12 protein-coding genes are annotated in these 17,800 nt (G+C 66.9%); 8 read left to right on the forward strand and 4 right to left on the reverse strand.

Annotation, left to right across the window (positions count from 1 at the left end):
* The first annotated feature begins 19 nt into the window (after positions 1-19).
* Genes ACT6SE_RS13490 through ACT6SE_RS13510 form a run of 5 tightly spaced genes read left to right on the forward strand, consistent with a single transcriptional unit; the run spans position 20 to position 5,083 of the window.
* Entirely contained in the window at positions 20-1,387 is a 1,368-nt protein-coding gene (locus tag ACT6SE_RS13490; protein WP_014647668.1) for an FAD-dependent oxidoreductase, read from the forward strand.
* Positions 1,387-2,826, forward strand: coding sequence for an exodeoxyribonuclease I (gene sbcB, locus ACT6SE_RS13495; RefSeq protein WP_046431546.1), 1,440 nt, complete (start codon positions 1,387-1,389; stop codon positions 2,824-2,826). The genes ACT6SE_RS13490 and sbcB overlap by 1 nt, the downstream gene beginning before the upstream one ends.
* Positions 2,823-3,509 carry a DUF2461 domain-containing protein gene (locus ACT6SE_RS13500; RefSeq protein ID WP_046431548.1) on the forward strand — a complete coding sequence of 229 codons (687 nt, stop codon included), beginning with the start codon at positions 2,823-2,825 and terminating at the stop codon, positions 3,507-3,509. The genes sbcB and ACT6SE_RS13500 overlap by 4 nt, the downstream gene beginning before the upstream one ends.
* Entirely contained in the window at positions 3,509-4,489 is a 981-nt protein-coding gene (locus ACT6SE_RS13505; RefSeq protein ID WP_046431551.1) for an aldo/keto reductase, read from the forward strand. Before ACT6SE_RS13500 ends, ACT6SE_RS13505 begins: the two co-directional genes overlap by 1 nt.
* A gap of 42 nt (positions 4,490-4,531) precedes the next feature.
* Positions 4,532-5,083, forward strand: a complete 552-nt coding sequence (locus ACT6SE_RS13510; RefSeq protein WP_014647672.1) for a DUF2939 domain-containing protein — start codon at positions 4,532-4,534, stop codon at positions 5,081-5,083.
* A gap of 42 nt (positions 5,084-5,125) precedes the next feature.
* On the opposite strand, the gene ACT6SE_RS13515 is transcribed toward ACT6SE_RS13510, so the two are convergent.
* From ACT6SE_RS13515 to ACT6SE_RS13530, 4 genes are all read right to left on the reverse strand, one after another.
* Positions 5,126-5,269 (reverse strand): hypothetical protein, encoded by a 144-nt coding sequence (locus ACT6SE_RS13515; protein WP_153643646.1) that lies wholly within the window; start codon positions 5,267-5,269, stop codon positions 5,126-5,128.
* Between the two features lie 51 nt (positions 5,270-5,320).
* Positions 5,321-6,265: a 5'-nucleotidase gene (locus ACT6SE_RS13520; RefSeq protein WP_005410242.1), complete on the reverse strand. Its 945-nt coding sequence runs from the start codon at positions 6,263-6,265 to the stop codon at positions 5,321-5,323.
* Positions 6,266-6,312: 47 nt separating this feature from the next.
* A complete protein-coding gene (locus tag ACT6SE_RS13525) occupies positions 6,313-7,086 on the reverse strand; it encodes an NAD kinase (RefSeq protein ID WP_032962058.1) in 774 nt (257 codons plus the stop codon).
* Between the two features lie 281 nt (positions 7,087-7,367).
* Positions 7,368-12,344, reverse strand: a complete 4,977-nt coding sequence (locus tag ACT6SE_RS13530; protein ID WP_046431556.1) for an NAD-glutamate dehydrogenase — start codon at positions 12,342-12,344, stop codon at positions 7,368-7,370.
* A gap of 250 nt (positions 12,345-12,594) precedes the next feature.
* Here ACT6SE_RS13530 and ACT6SE_RS13535 point away from each other — a divergent pair, with 250 nt between their 5' ends.
* The 3 genes from ACT6SE_RS13535 to ACT6SE_RS13545 are packed head-to-tail and all read left to right on the forward strand — an operon-like array spanning position 12,595 to position 17,708.
* On the forward strand, positions 12,595-13,251 hold the full coding sequence (locus tag ACT6SE_RS13535; RefSeq protein WP_046431559.1) for a TetR/AcrR family transcriptional regulator: 657 nt from the start codon (positions 12,595-12,597) through the stop codon (positions 13,249-13,251).
* Entirely contained in the window at positions 13,251-14,519 is a 1,269-nt protein-coding gene (locus ACT6SE_RS13540; RefSeq protein ID WP_046431561.1) for an efflux RND transporter periplasmic adaptor subunit, read from the forward strand. The genes ACT6SE_RS13535 and ACT6SE_RS13540 overlap by 1 nt, the downstream gene beginning before the upstream one ends.
* 15 nt (positions 14,520-14,534) lie before the next feature.
* Complete coding sequence (locus tag ACT6SE_RS13545) at positions 14,535-17,708, forward strand: multidrug efflux RND transporter permease subunit (RefSeq protein ID WP_046431562.1); 3,174 nt, start codon at positions 14,535-14,537, stop codon at positions 17,706-17,708.
* Positions 17,709-17,800 lie beyond the last annotated feature (92 nt).

Raw genomic sequence — 17,800 nt, forward strand, 5'->3', positions numbered from 1 at the left:
CCTGCTGCTGGACAGTTCGTTGATCGCACATGCTTCCCGCTCGTTGAGCATTATCGGTGCCGGCCTGGCCGGGTCCCTGCTGGCCATCCTGCTGTCGCGGCAAGGCTGGCGCATCACCCTGTACGAACGCCGCGGTGATCCGCGCGTGGCTGATTACGAGAGTGGCCGCTCGATCAACCTGGCATTGGCCGAGCGTGGGCGCAATGCGCTGCGCCAGGCGGGTGTGGAGGACGAAGTGATGGCACGCGCGGTGATGATGCGCGGCCGCATGGTGCACCCCCGCGACGGCGAACCGCAGCTGCAGCGCTATGGCCGTGATGACAGCGAAGTGATCTGGTCGATCCACCGCAGCGATCTGAACACCACGTTGCTGGAACTGGCCGAGCAGGCCGGCGCCACCGTGCACTTCCATCGGCGCCTGCACACCGTTGATTTCGACGCCGGTTACGCGCGTTTCATCGATGACCGCGACGACAGCCCGCACGACATCCGCTTCGACACCCTGATCGGTGCCGACGGCGCCGGTTCGGCCCTGCGCGCGGCGATGAACCGCCGTGCCCCGCTGGGCGAGGACATCGCCTTCCTCGACCACTCCTACAAGGAGCTGGAGATCCCACCGGCCGCCGACGGCAGCTTCCGCATCGAGCGCAATGCGCTGCACATCTGGCCACGCGGCCATTACATGTGCATCGCCCTGCCCAACCACGAAGGCACCTTCACCGTCACCCTGTTCCTTCCCAACCAGGGCGATCCCAGCTTCGCCACGGTCAACACCGGCGCGCAGGCCGAGGCGCTGTTCGCGCGGGAGTTCGCCGACACCCTGCCGCTGATCCCGAACCTGCGCGCGGACTGGGAACAGCACCCGCCGGGGCTGCTCGGCACGCTCACCCTGGAGCGCTGGCACCAGCACGGTCGCGCCGTACTGATCGGCGATGCCGCGCATGCGATGGTGCCGTTCCACGGCCAGGGCATGAACTGCGCGTTCGAGGACTGCGTTGCGCTGGCCCGGCACCTGATGGAAGCGGATGATCTGGAAGGCGCGTTCGCCGCGTTCGAAGCCGAGCGCAAGCCGAATGCACGTGCCATCCAGCAGATGGCGCTGGAGAACTACCTGGAGATGCGCGACCGTGTCGCCGATCCTGCGTTCCTGCTGCAGCGCGAACTGGAGCAGGAACTGCAGCGGCGCTGGCCGACCCGCTTCGTGCCGCATTACACGATGGTCACCTTCCTGCACACACCGTACGCCGAGGCGCTGCGCCGCACCGAACTGCAACGCGACATGCTGGTGGCCGCCACCACCGGTCACGATTCACTGGACAACATCGACTGGGCCGCGCTGGAAGCGCAGATCCACGCGCAGCTGCCGGTCCTGGAGGGCGCGCACTGATGGCCGACAGCTTCCTGTTCTACGACCTGGAAACCTTCGGCCAGGACCCGCGGCGCACGCGCATCTCGCAGTACGCCGCGATCCGTACCGATGCCGACCTCAACGAGATCGATACGCCGGTCAGCTTCTTCGTGCGCCCGGCCGATGACCTGCTGCCCTCACCGATGGCGACCCTGGTTACCGGCATCACCCCGCAGCAGGCCCTGGCCGAGGGCATCAGCGAGGCCGAGGCCTTCGACCGCATCAACGAACAGCTGTCGCGCCCCGGCACCTGCGCGCTGGGCTACAACACGCTGCGCTTCGACGATGAATTCGTCCGCTACGGGCTGTTCCGCAATTTCCACGACCCGTACGAGCGCGAGTGGCGCAACGGCAATTCGCGCTGGGACCTGCTGGACATGCTGCGCCTGATGCGCGCGATGCGCCCGGACGGCATCCAGTGGCCGCTGCGCGAGGACGGCGCCACCTCGTTCAAGCTTGAGCACCTGGCCGAGGCCAACAACGTGCGCGAGGGCGATGCGCACGAAGCGCTGTCCGACGTACGTGCCACCATCGGCATGGCACGCCTGTTCAAGCAGTCGCAGCCGCGCCTGTGGGAGTACGCGCTGAAGCTGCGTGACAAGCGCTTCGTCGGCGGCCTGCTGGACGTGGGCGCGATGAAGCCGGTACTGCACATTTCCATGCGCTACCCGGCCAGTCGCCTGTGCGCGGCGCCAGTACTGCCGCTGGCCGTGCACCCCATCATCAACAACCGGGTGATCGTGTTCGACCTGGAAGGCGAGATCGACGACCTGCTGGAACTGCCGGCCGAGGTGATCGCACAGCGCCTTTACCTGCGCGCCAGCGAGCTGCCCGAAGGCGTGGCGCGGGTGCCGCTGAAGGAAGTGCATCTGAACAAGGTGCCAGCGCTGATCGCCTGGAACCACCTGCGCGCCGATGACCACGCGCGCCTCGGCCTGGACGTGGCCGCGATCGAGGCCAAGGTGGAACGGCTGCGCGCGTTCGCCCCGCAGCTGGCCGAGAAGGCGCGCCAGGTCTACAACCAGCCCCGCGTCGCCACCGTGGCCGACGTCGATGCCTCGCTGTACGACGGTTTCCTCGGCAACGGCGACAAACCGCTGCTTGCGCTGGCACGCACCACCGCTCCCGAGCAGCTGGCCGCGCTGGAAGGCCGTTTCCGCGACCCGCGCCTGCCGGAGCTGCTGTTCCGCTACCGCGCGCGCAACCACCCCGACAGCCTCGCGCCGGCGGAACGCCAGCGCTGGCAGGATTACCGCCGCCAGCGCCTGCTCGGCGACGGCGGGCTGGGCGAACTCAACCTGCCCCAGTACCGGCAGCAGCTCGATGCACTGGCCGCCGAAGCGCCCGACGATGCGCGGCGCCAGGCCCTGCTGCAATCGCTGCGCGACTGGGGCCAGCACCTGCAGGAGACACTGTGAGCACCTACTTCTCGGACGCCAGTTTCAGGTTCCTGCGCAGCCTGGCGCGGCACAACGACAAGGCCTGGTTCAACGACCACCGCCAGCAGTATGAAGACCACGTAAGGCAGCCGTTCCTGCGCCTGCTGGGCGACCTGCAGCCGGCACTGGCCGAGGTCAGCGACCATTTCCGCGCCGATACGCGCGGCGTCGGTGGCTCGCTGTTCCGCATCCACCGCGACGCGCGCTTCTCCAACGACAAGTCACCGTACAAGACCTGGCAGGGCGCACGCCTGTTCCATGAGCGCCGCCGTGAAGTAGCCGCGCCTTCGTTCTACGTGCACCTGCAGCCGGGCGAGAGCTTCGTCGGTGCCGGCCTGTGGCATCCGGAACCGGAAACCCAGCGCCGCGTGCGCCACTTCATCCTCGACAACCCGGGCAGCTGGAAGGCCGCCGCGCACGCACCGGGCCTGCGCAAGCGCTTCGATTTCGAGGAGAGCGAAAAGCTGGTGCGTCCGCCGCGTGGCTTCCCCGCCGACTTCGAGTTCATCGACGACCTCAAGCACCGCAACTGGGTGATGTGGCGCTCGCTGGACGACGCCACCATGACCGGTCCGCGCCTGCTGTCCACGCTGGGCAAGGATCTGGCCGCGCTCGGCCCGTTCGTCGACTACCTGTGCGCGGCGCTGGACCTGGAATTCTGATGCCATTGGCACAGCAACGCCGCACGCTGGGCCGCACCGGCCTGGCGGTTTCGCCGGTGGGCCTGGGCTGTTCCGGCTTCTGGGGGCATCGCCGATTCCCGGAACAATCGGCCGCGAACGTGGTCGAGCATGCACTGGCACAGGGCGTGAACCTGTTGGACACCGGCCACAACTACTCCGGTTTCCACGCCGAGCCGCGGCTGGGCCGCATCCTGCGCACGTTGCTGAAACAATACCCGCGCGACGCGCTGGTGATTTCCAGCAAGGGCGGCACGCTGACCGGCCAGGCCGGCGTCAGCGGCGCCGAGCAACGCAATTTCTCGCCGGCAGCCATCATCGCCAGCTGCGAGGCTTCGCTGCGCAATCTCGGCCTGGATCACCTGGACATCTACCAGTTGCATGGCGCCAGCGAGCACGACATCAACGACGACCTGCTGGCCGCGCTGCAGCGCCTGCGCGAACGCGGGTTGATCCGGCACACCGGCATCAACACCCACTCGGCCTCGACCCTGCGCTGGATGATCGCCCATCCCGACGCCTTCGATGTGGTGCTGCTGGACTACAACGCCCTGCAGCAGGACCGCGAACCGCTGATCGACCAGTTGCAGGCGGTGGGCATCGGCGTGCTGGCCGGGACCGTGCTGGCGCAGGGCCACCTGCTGCCCGCGCGCCCGCGCCTGCCACGGCTGGCCGATGGCTGGTACCTGGCGCGCGCCTGGCTGAAGCCCAGCAGCCGCCAGCTGATGCGCAGTGCCCGCCAGATGCGCCGGGCAGTGGCCGCGATCCGCAGCCAACGCCCGGCCCAGACCGCCTTCGCCTATGCGCTGGGCCATCCCGGCGTGGCCAGTGGCATCCTTGGCACCACCCGTACCCGCAGCCTCGACGAGGTGCTGGCGACGCGGCTGGAAGCGCTGACCCCGGCCGAACGGCAACAGCTGGTCGATGCCTTCGGTGACGGCCGTGGCTCGCCCAGTCATTGAGTCTTCACCCGGCACTGCCGCCATTGCGGCAGTCTGGTCGGCATGAAGAAACTCACCGCACTCATTGTGCTGCTGGTCCTGGCCGTCGCGGCCTGGTGGTTCGGCGGCCCCTACATGACCGTCAATGGCCTGTCCAAGGCCATCGAGCAGCGCGACACCGCCCGCCTGGAGCGTTACGTCGACTTCCCCCGCGTGCGCAGCAGCCTGCGTGCGCAGCTCAACGACTACCTGGTGCGCCAGGCCGGCCCCGACGTGGCATCCAGCCCGTTCGGCGCCCTGCTCTATGGGCTGGGCGACCAGCTTGGCGGTGCCGCAGTGGAGACCATGGTGACCCCGACCGGGATCGGCGCGATGCTGCAGGGCCACGTGCTGTGGAAGCGTGGCCGCAATGAACTGCAGGGCGGCGATGCCTTCGGTGCGACCGAACCGGCGCGGCCGCTGAAGCATGCCGAGCATCATTTCGAGGCACTGGACCGATTCGTGATCGACGTCGATCGCGGCCCCGGCCAGCCACCGTTGAAGGTGGTGCTGGAGCCGCAGGGCCTGCGCTGGAAGGTGGTGGACCTGCAGCTGGGAATGTCGGGCAGCCCTTGATCGGACCCGTGGCCTGACGGCAGTGCCAACCAAGGTTGGCAACTACCGGGGCATGTGGCTGTGGTAGATGCCCACCTTGGTGGGCATGTGGCTGTGGTAGATGCCCACCTTGGTGGGCATGTGGCTCTGGTAGATGCCCACCTTGGTGGGCATGTGGCTCTGGTAGATGCCCACCTTGGTGGGCATGGGTCCTAGGCAGTGCCAACCAACGGTTGGCACCTACCGGTCGAGTCCGCCCTACCCCTCGTTGGCGACGCCGTGCGGCACGTGGCCGGCGGCCACATGCTCGCGGGCGCTGTCGATGTTGTGCTGCGAATCGTCGAAGAAGATGTCGGCACCGAAGGCCTGCAGGAACGGGCCCTTGTGACGGCCGCCCAGGAACAGTGCCTCGTCCAGGCGCACGCCCCACTCGCGCAGGGTGCGGATCACCCGCTCATGCGCCGGTGCCGAACGCGCGGTCACGAGCGCGGTACGGATCGGCGCGCTCTCGCCGGCCGGGAACACTTCCTGCAGCGTATGCAGGGCCGACAGGAAGCCACGGAAGGGACCGCCGCTGAGCGGCTCGCGGGCGCGCTCGCGCTCGTGGCGGCCAAACGCTTCCACGCCCTGCTCGCGCGAGATGCGCTCGCTCTCGTCACCGAAGATCACCGCGTCACCATCGAAGGCGATGCGCAGCTGGCCGGCCGGGCGACCAGTATCGATCTGGTCGGCGGCTGCCGCAGCGGTCTCGCCCGGCGGCTTGGGCAGGATGGTTGCCGCCGCGATGCCATGACGCAGCGCGCTGCGCACCGATTCGGGGTTGGCCGACAGGAACAGGTCGGTACCGAACGGCTTCACGTACGGCCAGGTCGGCTCGCCGGCGGTGAAGGTCGCGCGGATGATGCCCAGCCCATAGTGCTGGATCGAATTGAAGATGCGCAGGCCGGTATCGGCCGAGTTGCGCGACAGCAGGATCACCTCGACCCGCGGGTTCTCCGGGCTGGCGCCCTGGTTCAGCGCCAGCAGCTTGCGCACCACCGGGAAGGCCACGCCGGGGCCGAGGATATCGTCCTCGTGCTGGCGCTGGAATTCGGCGTAGGCCGCCACGCCATCACTTTCGAACAGCGCATGGCTTTCCTCGAGGTCGAACAGCGCGCGCGAGGTCACCGCGACGGTCAGCAAACGGGGGGAGTTGTCGCCCATCGGTGGGGGTCCTTCAAGCGGTCGGCGGGGCCGGCCGCCCATTGTCCTCAAAAAACGAACTGTTCGCTCAGGATCCTGTCTTCCAGGTTGTGCTCCGGGTCGAACAGCAGGGTCACGCGGCGGTCCTTCGACTCGCGGATGGTCACCTCGACCACGTCGCGGGTCTCGTGCGAATCCGCCGTGACGCTGACCGGGCGCTTGTACGGATCGAGCACGCGGAAGCGCACCTCGGTATCGGCCTTGAGGATCGCCCCGCGCCAGCGACGCGGCCGGTACGGGGCCAACGGCGTCAGCGCGATGGTGTGCGAGCCCAGCGGCAATACCGGGCCATGCGCGGAATAGTTGTAGGCGGTGCTGCCCGCCGGGGTGGCCACCAGCACGCCGTCACCGATCAGCTCGGCCACGCGTTCCTGGCCGTTGAGGTCGATGCCGATATGCGCGGCCTGCCGGGTCTGGCGCAGCAGCGAGACATCGTTGTAGGCCAGCGAACCGGTACTGGTGCCCGACTCGGTCAGCGCCACCATTTCCAGCGGGCGCAGGTTGGCCGGTTCGGCACGCGCAATGCGGGCCTGCACGTCGTCGTCGCCACGGTACTGGTTCATCAGGAAGCCGACGGTGCCCAGCTTCATGCCGAACACCGGCTTGCCCAGGTGCCCATGCCGGTGCAGGGTCTGCAGCATGAAGCCGTCGCCCCCCAGCGGACACAGCACGTCGGCCTGCTCCGGCGCGTGATCGCCATAACGCGAGACCATCGCGGCGCGGGCCATCTGTGCAGGTTCGGTGGCGCTGGCCAGGAAAGCGATGCGGGGGGTGTCGCTCATCGGTGGATCCGGGTGGGTGTGCCAGCAAGAGCATACCCGGTAGTGCCGGCCGCTGGCCGGCAGCTGCACCCGATTGTGGTCCATGCGGTTGCCGGCCAGCGGCCGGCACTACCCGGCAATGCAGAACGGCCCCGCTTTCGCGGGGCCGTTCCTCCAACTGCTGCAGATCAGGAGCCCCCCTGAGTCAGGGGGGCGCGCCAACGGCGCGGGGGTCTGGGAGCATGGTTGGCATGGGGCCCACGGTTTGCAGAGCAAACCGTGGGGCGCCAGCGCGAATGCGCTTACGCACCATGCGCGGCCAGCTGACCCAGGCGCTGCACCGCGACCGAAACGGTCGGGTAGTCCAGGGTCTTCTGCTCGGCCAGTTCGGCCAGCATCGCCAGGGTGAAGCGCAGGCTGCTGTCGTCGCGACCCATCCAGGCCGCCACCTTTGCTTCGGCACTGCTGCCCTTGGTACCCAGCACCTGGCCCGCCAGGTTGCGGTGGTTGGCGGCCAGCTCGTCGCGCAGCACGCCACGTGCCACCGCGTGCCAACGGCCATTGACCTCCAGCGCATCGACCTGCTCGAACAGCCACGGCAGCTGCAGGGCATCGCCCAGGCGGAAGTGGACCTTGGACACGTCCACCGGCTTCAGCTTGCGGGTACGGGCCAGTTCGATGATGTCGAACGCCGGCTCCAGGAAGTGCAGTTCGGCCAGCTGCTGCGCCAGCGCGGACGGCAGGCCCTTTTCCTTCCACTCGGCCACCAGGGCTTCGTAGGTCGGACGCTGCGAATCCGGCAGCACACCCGAGGCAACGCGGATGTCGTTGAACGGGCCCTGGTAGCGGTTGACCGCTTCGGTGATGCCGGGCATCGCGCCGGGGCGCGACAGCAGCCAGCGCACGAACGAGCGCTGCAGCTTCCAGATCACTTCCAGGGCGTCGATCTGCACCGACTCCGGCACCTTGCCGTCGAGGGCATCGATCTGCGCCCACAGCGCGCGTGCATCCAGCGTTTCACGGCTGATGGTGTAGGCCTTGGCAACCTCGGCGATGGAACGGCCGGTGTCTTCCTGCATGCGCATCAGGAAGGTGGCGCCCATGCGGTTGATGGTCTGGTTGGTCACGGCCGTGGCGATGATTTCGCGCTTCAGGCGGTGACGCTCCATTGCGTCGGCATACTTCTTCTGCAGCGGGGTCGGGAAGTAGCGCTGCAGTTCCTTGGACAGGTACGGATCTTCCGGGATGTCCGAATCCAGCAGCTGGGCGAATGCCACCAGCTTGGAGTAGGACAGCAGCACCGACAGTTCCGGACGGGTCAGGCCCTGGCCGCGCGCCTTGCGCTGCGACAGCTCGGCATCGGACGGCAGGAACTCGATCTGGCGATCAAGCAGGCCCTGCTGTTCCAGGGTACGGATGAAGTGCTGCTTGGAACCCAGGCGCTTGACCGCCATCCGCTCCATCAGGCTCAGCGCCTGGTTCTGGCGGTAGTTGTCGTTGAGCACCAGCTCGGCGACTTCATCGGTCATCGAGGCCAGCAGCTTGTTGCGCTGCTCGACGGTCAGCTTCTTGGCCCGCACCACATCGTTGAGCAGGATCTTGATGTTGACTTCATGGTCGGAGGTGTCGACACCGGCCGAGTTGTCGATGAAGTCGGTGTTGAGCAGCACGCCGGCCTGCGCGGCTTCGATGCGGCCCAGCTGGGTCATGCCCAGGTTGCCGCCCTCGCCCACGACCTTGCAGCGCAGCTCGCCACCGTTCACGCGCAGCGCGTTGTTGGCACGGTCGCCGACATCGCTGTGCTGCTCGCTGGCGGCCTTGACGTAGGTACCGATGCCGCCGTTCCACAGCAGGTCGACCGGTGCCTTCAGGATCGCGCTCATCAGTTCGTTGGGCGACAGCGCCTTGACGTTCTCGTCCAGGCCCAGCGCTTCACGCACCTGCGGGGTGATCTCGATCGACTTCAGGCTGCGCGGGTACACGCCGCCGCCCTTGCTGATCAACTTGGCATCGTAGTCCGCCCAGCTCGAACGCGGCACGGTGAACAGGCGCTCACGTTCGACGAACGTGGTGGCCGCGTCCGGGTTCGGGTCCAGGAAGATGTGGCGGTGATCGAACGCAGCCACCAGGCGGATGTGGCGCGACAGCAGCATGCCGTTGCCGAACACGTCGCCGGACATGTCGCCGACGCCGACCGCGGTGAAGTCCTGGCTCTGGCTGTCACGGCCCAGCGCACGGAAGTGGCGCTTGACCGACTCCCACGCACCGCGTGCGGTGATGCCCATGCCCTTGTGGTCGTAACCGACCGAACCACCGGAGGCAAACGCATCGCCCATCCAGAAGCCGTGCGCGATGGCCAGGCCGTTGGCGATGTCGGAGAAGGTCGCAGTGCCCTTGTCGGCGGCCACCACCAGGTACGGATCGTCCATGTCGTGGCGCACGACATCCACCGGCGGCACGATCTTGTTGTTGACGATGTTGTCGGTGATGTCCAGCAGGCCCTGGATGAACAGCTTGTAGCAGGCCACGCCGTTGGCGAAGATCGCATCACGGTCGCCGTTCACCGGCGGGGTCTTGGCGAAGAAGCCGCCCTTCGCGCCGACCGGCACGATGACGGTGTTCTTGACCATCTGTGCCTTGACCAGGCCCAGCACTTCGGTACGGAAGTCTTCGCGACGGTCCGACCAGCGCAGGCCACCACGGGCGACCGCGCCGAAGCGCAGGTGGGTACCTTCCACGCGCGGGCCGTAGACGAAGATCTCGCGGTACGGGCGCGGCTTCGGCAGGTCCGGCACCAGCGCCGAATCGAACTTGAAGCTGATGACATGGCCGTGCTGGCCGTTGGCATCGGTCTGGTAGTAGCTGGTACGCAGGGTCGCGTCGATCACGCCCATGAACGAGCGCAGGATGCGGTCCTCGTCCAGGCTGGACACGCGGTCCATCAGCTTCAGCAGCGCATCGCGCGCGGCCTGCATCTGCGCGTCGCGGTCACCCTTGCGGGCGTCGACCACGGTCTTGAGCACCTTCAAGGTGGCATCGTCACCGGCAGCCAGCACGTCGAAGTGGGCCTTCAGCTGGGCCTGGCCGGCGGCGATGTCGTCCTTGCTTTCGTGGCCGGTGGCCGGATCGAAGCGGGCTTCGAACAGCTCGACCAGCAGGCGGGCCAGCAGCGGGTAGCGCGCGAAGGTGCCTTCCACGTAGGCCTGGGAGAACGGCACGCCAGTCTGCAGCAGGTACTTGCAGTAGCCGCGCAGCATGGCGACCTGGCGCCAGTGCAGGCCGGCAGCCAGCACCAGGCGGTTGAAGCCGTCGTTCTCGGCATCGCCGTGCCAGACGCGGGCGAAGGTCTCGCCGAAGGCTTCATCGACACTGGCGGCATCGATCGCGCCGGCGGTCGACTCGACCTCGAAGTCCTGCACGTACACCGGGGCGTTGTCGACCGACAGGCGGTATGGACGCTCGGCGATCACGCGCAGGCCCATGTTTTCCATCATCGGCAGCGCGTCCGACAGCGGAATGTCGTCCAGCTGGCGATACAGCTTCAGGCGCAGGCCATCACCGCTTTCGCGCGGCACGGCCTGCAGGCTCAGGCGCAGGTCGTCCGGGCCGGTCAGGGCGTCGAGCTGGCTGACATCGTTGGCGGCAACCGCGGTGCTGTTGTCTTCGATGTAGCCGGCCGGCAGCGCCTTGCCGATACGGGCGGCGATGCGCAGGCCTTCGGTCTCGCCGTGGCGGGCCACCAGCGCTTCGCGCAGGTCGTCCTGCCAGTTGCGCAGCACCTGGGCCAGCTTCTGCTCCAGTTCGGCGGTATCGACGTCGAGCATCTCACCCGGCTTCGGGCGCACGATCAGGTGCACCTGGGCCAGCGGCGATTCGCCCAGCACCACCGAGCTGTCGACGTACTCGCCGTGCAGCGCGTCCTTCAGCATCGCTTCGATGCGCAGGCGCACGTCCGTGTTGAAGCGCTCACGCGGCAGGTAGACCAGCGCGGAGATGAAACGGCTGTACTTGTCGCGGCGCAGGAACAGGCGGCTGCGCACGCGCTCCTGCAGGCCCAGCACGCCCATCGCAGTGCGGAACAGTTCGTCCTCGCTGGACTGGAACAGTTCTTCGCGCGGCAGGGTTTCCAGGATGTGGCGCAGGGCCTTGCCACTGTGGCTGGCCGGGGCCAGGCCCGACTGCTTCATCACGTGCTCGTGGCGCTGGCGCACCAGCGGGATTTCCCACGGGCGGCGGTTGTAGGCGCTGGAGGTGAACAGGCCGAGGAAGCGCTGCTCGCCGATGATCTTGCCTTTGGCGTCGAATTCCAGCACGCCGATGTAATCCATGTAGCCAGCGCGATGCACGCGCGAACGGGCATTGGTCTTGGTCAGGATCAGCGCATCCTTCAGACCGGACGTGGTGTTCAGGCCCTGCGCGGCCAAGGTCTTGACCGGACGGGCGGCGGACTTGTCCTTGCCGCGCATCAGGCCCAGGCCGGTGTCGTTCAGCGGCGCCAGCACCTCTTCCTTGCCCTGCTTCTCGACGCGGTATTCGCGGTAGCCGAAGAAGGTGAAGTGGTTGTCGGCGGCCCAGCGCAGGAACTCCTGTGCTTCCTTGCGCGATGCGTCGTCGACCGGCAGCTGGCGGCTGCCGAGGTCGTCGGCCAGCGCCAGCGCCTTGTCCTTCATCGGCTGCCAGTCGCGCACGATCGCACGCACTTCGTCCAGCGCCTTGTTGATGGCCTGTTCGATGGCAGCCATGGCGTCGGCCGGCTGGCGGTCGATCTCCAGCAGCATCACCGACTCGGCATCGCCCTCGCCAACCTTGACCAGCTTGCCGGCCTTGTCGCGGGTGAAGCGCAGCACCGGGTGGCCCAGCACGTGGACACCCACGCCCTGCTCGGCCAGCGACATGGTGACGGTATCGACCAGGAACGGCATGTCGTCGTTGACGATCTGCAGCACGGTGTGCGGCGATTCCCAACCGTTGGCCTTCGCAGTCGGATTGAACACGCGGACGTTGGCCTTGCCGGCCTTGCGGGCACGGGCGAATTCCAGCGTCTCAGCCGCGAGCGCGGCCCACTCTTCAGCGCTGTGGTGCGGGAACTCGTCCGATTCCATGCGCTTGTAGAAGTCAGTGGCGAAGGCCACCGCTTCGGCCTGTGCGGCCGCGGGGTAGCGCTTGCGCAAGGCCGTGTACACCGGCTCCAGGGAGAAACCAGCGGTCACTGCGACCTCCGACTCTGCTGGTTTCGTCTTGTTTTTCACGGTCTTGGCTGCGGTTTTTTGCGGTTTCATGGCAGAGCGATGCGCTTGCTCAGTTGGGAAAATGAAATTGTAGCCCCACCGCACGAAAAGGCCTTGCTGCAGGACGGAATAAGCAGATTCGGGTTTGCTGCGGTTTAGACGCCTATTCAGTTCGCTCCGGTATGGAGCTGGCGCCTGCTTCAGCACTGCCGACAGGATCGGCAAAGCGTGTTACCGAAAGACACACGCGGCGACGCCGATTCGATTCCACAATCCTGAACTGGACGGTATAGTCCACCGCGTGAACCCGGCCTACCTCCCCGTTGCCCTCGACGCGCGCGATGAGCGCGTGTTCGATGCCGTGCGCAGACTGCTGGCCGAGCAGGGCATGCAGATGAGCATGGACGCAGTGGCCCAGCATGCCGGCTGCTCCAAGCAGACCCTGTACTCGCGCTACGGCAGCAAGCAGGAACTGCTGCGCCGGGTGATGCAGCGCCACGTCGGCCACGCCACCGGGGCCATGCTGCGTGCACTCCGCGGTGACGACCTGCGTGCCAGCCTTCTCCAGTTCGCCACCGACTTCCTGGAGCATTTCAACCAACCGCACGTAGGACAGGCCTGCCGGCTGATTGCAGCCGAGGCAGCCCAGTTTCCCGAAGAGGCGCGTACGCTGTACCGGCACGGTGCCGGCGCGCTGACGCTTCATCTTGCTGAATGGATTGAAACCGTTTGCATGCAAGGCCAGCTCCGGCATGACGACCCGCACTTCATGGCCGAACTGCTGCTGAGCATGATCGCCGGTCAGGATTTCGACAAACAGCGCTTCCATACCCCCCATCGTGATGACGCGCTCCTGCGTCGGCGCTGGGCAGAGTTCTCCGTCGACAGCTTCCTGCGCGCGTTCGCGCCACAGCCGTCGCCGGCCCCGTCTACAAACCAACCCCGGAGTTCCTCCTGATGACCGCCCCACTCCGCACCCTTGCCTTGACGTGCGCCGTTGCTGTCGCGCTGGCTGCCTGCAAGAAGCCGGAACAGCAGACGCCCCCGCCGCCGGAGGTGGGCGTGATCGACGCCAAGCCGCAGACCCTGCCGCTGCAGCGCGAGCTGGTCGGCCGCCTGTCGCCGTTCCGCAGCGCCGACGTCCGCGCACGCGTACCCGGCGTGCTGCTCAAGCGCGTTTACCAGGAAGGTTCGCAGGTCAAGCAGGGCCAGACCCTGTTCCTGATCGACCCGGCGCCGTTGCGTGCCTCGCTCAACGCCTCCGAGGCCCAGCTGGCTTCGGCCCGCGCCACCTACGCCAATGCCAAGGTCGCCGCCGATCGCGCGCGCTCGCTGGCGCCGCAGCAGTTCGTCTCCAAGTCCGACCTGGACAACGCCGAATCGGCCGAGCGCACCGCCCTGGCCGCCGTCAAGCAGGCCGAAGCGGCAGTGACCTCTTCGCGGATCAACCTGGGCTACGCCGAAGTGGCCGCGCCGATCAGTGGCGTGGCCAACAAGCAGCAGGTCACCGAGGGCGCGCTGGTCGGCCAGGGCGATGTGACCCTGCTGACCACCGTTGACCAGCTCGACCCGCTGTATGTGAACTTCTCGCTGAGCGTGGATGAGCTGACCCAGCTTCGCGCGCAGCAGGCCAAGGGCTCGCTGGCGCTGTCCGGCGACGGCAAGGCCACGGTCAACGTCAAGCTGGCCGACGGCAGCACCTATGGTGAGCCGGGCACGCTGGACTTCTCCTCGACCACGGTCGACCCGGCCACCGGTGCGGTGTCGCTGCGTGCGCTGCTGCCGAACCCCCAGCAGATCCTGCTGCCGGGCGCCTTCGTCAGCTTCCAGGCCAACCTGGGCGAGCGCAACAATGCCTACCTGGTGCCGCAGCAGGCGCTGCTGCGTGACACCACCGGCGGCTACGTGATGGTGGTCGGTGCCGACGGAAAGGTGGTGCGCAAGAACGTGAAGACCGATGGCGCGCAGAACGGCAACTGGCTGGTCAGCGACGGTCTGGCCGCCGGTGACAAGGTGATCGTGGCCGGCGTGCAGAAGGTCAAGGAAGGTGCACCGGCGGTGGCCAAGCCGTGGACCCCGGGGCAGGACGCCAACGGCAAGCCTGCCGCAGGCGGCGCCGCTCCGGCGGGCGCAGCACCGGCGGCAGGCAAGGCACCGGCCGACGCGGCCAAGCCGGAACAGGCCGATGCGGCCAAGCCGGCCGCCACCGATTCGAACAAGCAGTAACGGGAACCTTCCGTCATGCCTAAATTTTTCATCGAACATCCAGTCTTCGCCTGGGTGGTTGCGATCCTGATCTCGCTCAGCGGCGTGATCGCGATCCTCAACCTGGGCGTGGAGTCCTATCCCAACATCGCCCCGCCGCAGGTCACCGTCTCGGCGACCTACCCGGGCGCCAGCGCGGACACCACCGAGAAATCGGTCACCCAGGTGATCGAGCAGCAGCTGACCGGTATCGATCACCTGCTGTACTTCAGCTCCTCGTCGGCCTCCAACGGCCGCGCGCAGATCACCCTGACCTTCGAGACCGGTACCGATCCGGACATCGCCCAGGTGCAGGTGCAGAACAAGGTGTCGCTGGCCACGCCACGACTGCCTTCGGAAGTGACCCAGCAGGGCGTGGTGGTGGCCAAGGCCAATGCCGGCTTCCTGATGGTGGTGGCGCTGCAGTCCGATACCCCGACCATCAACCGTGACGCCCTGAACGACATCGTCGGCTCGCGCGTGCTCGACCAGGTCTCGCGTATCCCCGGCGTCGGCAGCACCCAGCAGTTCGGTTCCGAGTACGCCATGAACATCTGGCTGAACCCGGAGAAGATGCAGGGCTATGGCCTGTCGGCCAGCCAGGTACTGGCCGCGGTACGTGCGCAGAACGTGCAGTTCGCCGCCGGTGCGCTGGGTTCGGACCCGTCGCCGGAAGGCCAGCACTTCACCGCCACGGTCTCGGCCGAAGGCCGCTTCAGCTCGCCGCAGGAATTCGAGAACATCATCCTGCGCGCCAACGCCGATGGCTCGCGCGTGCTGCTCAAGGACATCGCCCGCGTCGCCTTCGGTGCCAACAACTACGGCTTCGACACCCAGTACAACGGCAAGCCGACCGGCGCCTTCGCCATCCAGCTGCTGCCGGGCGCCAACGCCCTGAACGTGGCCGAAGCGGTGCGCGCCAAGATGGACGAGCTGCAGCCCAGTTTCCCGTCCGGGGTGACCTGGTTCTCGCCGTACGACAGCACCACCTTCGTCAAGATCTCGATCCAGGAAGTGGTCAAGACCCTGTTTGAAGCGGTCCTGCTGGTGTTCCTGGTGATGCTGATCTTCCTGCAGAACTTCCGCGCCACACTGATCCCGACCCTGGTCATCCCCGTCGCCCTGCTCGGTACCTTCCTGGGCATGTGGATGATCGGCTTCACGATCAACCAGCTGACCCTGTTCGCGATGGTGCTGGCGATCGGCATCGTGGTCGACGATGCGATCGTGGTGATCGAGAACGTCGAACGCATCATGAGCGAGGAAGGCCTGGCGCCGAAGCCGGCCACGCAGAAGGCGATGACCCAGATCACCGGCGCGGTGGTGGCGATCACCGTCGTGCTGGCGGCGGTGTTCATCCCGTCCGCCCTGCAGGGCGGCGCCGCCGGTGAGATCTACAAGCAGTTCGCCCTGACCATCGCCATCTCGATGGCGTTCTCGGCGTTCCTGGCACTGGGCTTCACCCCGGCGCTGTGCGCGACCTTCCTCAAGCCGACGCACAACGACAACCCGAACATCGTCTACCGCACCTTCAACAAGTACTACGACAAGATCAGCCACACCTACGTGGGCCACATCACCTCGGCGGTGCGCCATGCGCCGCGCTGGATGATCCTGTTCGTGGTGCTGACCGCGCTGTGCGGCTTCCTGTTCACCCGCATGCCGGGCAGCTTCCTGCCGGAAGAAGACCAGGGCTATGCGCTGGCGATCGTGCAGCTGCCGCCGGGCTCGACCAAGGGCCAGACCAACGAAGTCTTCGCGCAGATGCGTGGCATCCTGGAAAAGCAGGATGGCTATGAAGGCATGCTGCAGGTGGCCGGCTTCAGCTTCGTCGGTTCCGGCGAGAACGTGGGCATGGGCTTCATCCGCCTGAAGCCGTGGGAGGAACGCAAGTTCACCGCGCCCGAGTTCATCCAGAACATGAACGGCGCGTTCTACGGCATCAAGGAAGCGCAGATCTTCGTGGTCAACCTGCCCACCGTGCAGGGCCTCGGCCAGTTCGGCGGCTTCGACATGTGGCTGCAGGACCGCAGTGGTGCCGGCTACGAACAGCTGACCCAGGCGCGCAACATCCTGCTGGGCAAGGCCGCGCAGAAGCCCGAAGCCCTGGTCGGCGTGCGTCCGAACGGGCTGGAGAACGCCCCGCAGCTGCAGCTGCACGTGGACCGCGTGCAGGCGCAGTCGATGGGCATGTCGGTGTCGGACGTGTACAGCACCATCCAGCTGATGCTGGCCCCGGTCTATGTCAACGACTTCTTCTACGAAGGCCGCATCAAGCGCGTGACCATGCAGGCCGATGGCCCGTACCGCACCGGCCAGGAGTCGCTGAAGAGCTTCTACAGCCCCTCCACCCTGACCCAGAACGCCGATGGCACCAACGCGATGATCCCGCTCAACACGGTGGTCAAGTCCGAATGGGTGTCGGCACCGCCGTCGCTGAGCCGCTACAACGGCTACTCGGCGATCAACATCGTCGGCTCGCAGGCCCCGGGCACCAGCTCGGGCGAAGCGATGCAGACCATGGAGAGCATCGTCAACGACGACCTGCCGGCCGGCTTCGGCTACGACTGGTCCGGCATGTCCTACCAGGAAATCCTGGCCGGCAATGCCGCCACGCTGCTGCTGGTGCTGTCCATCGTGGTGGTGTTCCTGTGCCTGGCCGCCCTGTATGAAAGCTGGTCGATCCCGGTGGCGGTGCTGCTGGTGGTGCCGCTGGGCGTGCTGGGCGCACTGGGCCTGTCGATGCTGCGCGGCCTGCCCAACGATCTGTTCTTCAAGATCGGCCTGATCACCGTGATCGGCCTGGCCGCGAAGAACGCGATCCTGATCGTGGAGTTCGCGGTGGAGCAGCGCGCAGCCGGCAAGAACCTGCGCGATGCCACCATCGAAGCGGCCCGCCTGCGCTTCCGCCCGATCCTGATGACCTCGTTCGCGTTCATCATGGGCGTGATCCCGATGGCGATCTCCACCGGCGCCGGCGCCAATTCCCGCCACGCCATCGGTACCGGCGTGATCGGCGGCATGCTGTTCGCCACCCTGCTCGGCCTGCTGATGATCCCGGTGTTCTTCGTGGTCGTGCGCCGCATGCTGGGCGACAAGCTGGATGAACCGTCCAAGGAGTTCATGGAACGCCAGCGCGACGCGGATGCTGCACACCGCCCGGATCGTTGATCCGGCAGTGCGCTGAAACGAAAAGGCCCCGGAGCGATCCGGGGCCTTTTTCTTGCCGCCTTTGAATTCATGCCAACCAAGGTTGGCATCTA

The sequence above is a fragment of the Stenotrophomonas sp. LC732 genome (assembly GCF_052446685.1).
GTDB classification, from domain to species: domain Bacteria; phylum Pseudomonadota; class Gammaproteobacteria; order Xanthomonadales; family Xanthomonadaceae; genus Stenotrophomonas; species Stenotrophomonas muris.

Bases quoted from the DNA above. Each gene is read 5' to 3' on its own strand.
- sbcB (WP_046431546.1), top strand. From the start codon at position 1,387: ATGGCCGACAGCTTCCTGTTCTACGACCTGGAAACCTTCGGCCAGGAC.
- ACT6SE_RS13505 (WP_046431551.1), top strand. From the start codon at position 3,509: ATGCCATTGGCACAGCAACGCCGCACGCTGGGCCGCACCGGCCTGGCG.
- ACT6SE_RS13510 (WP_014647672.1), top strand. From the start codon at position 4,532: ATGAAGAAACTCACCGCACTCATTGTGCTGCTGGTCCTGGCCGTCGCG.
- ACT6SE_RS13515 (WP_153643646.1), bottom strand. From the start codon at position 5,269: ATGCCCACCAAGGTGGGCATCTACCAGAGCCACATGCCCACCAAGGTG.
- ACT6SE_RS13520 (WP_005410242.1), bottom strand. From the start codon at position 6,265: ATGGGCGACAACTCCCCCCGTTTGCTGACCGTCGCGGTGACCTCGCGC.
- ACT6SE_RS13525 (WP_032962058.1), bottom strand. From the start codon at position 7,086: ATGAGCGACACCCCCCGCATCGCTTTCCTGGCCAGCGCCACCGAACCT.
- ACT6SE_RS13530 (WP_046431556.1), bottom strand. From the start codon at position 12,344: ATGAAACCGCAAAAAACCGCAGCCAAGACCGTGAAAAACAAGACGAAA.
- ACT6SE_RS13540 (WP_046431561.1), top strand. From the start codon at position 13,251: ATGACCGCCCCACTCCGCACCCTTGCCTTGACGTGCGCCGTTGCTGTC.
- ACT6SE_RS13545 (WP_046431562.1), top strand. From the start codon at position 14,535: ATGCCTAAATTTTTCATCGAACATCCAGTCTTCGCCTGGGTGGTTGCG.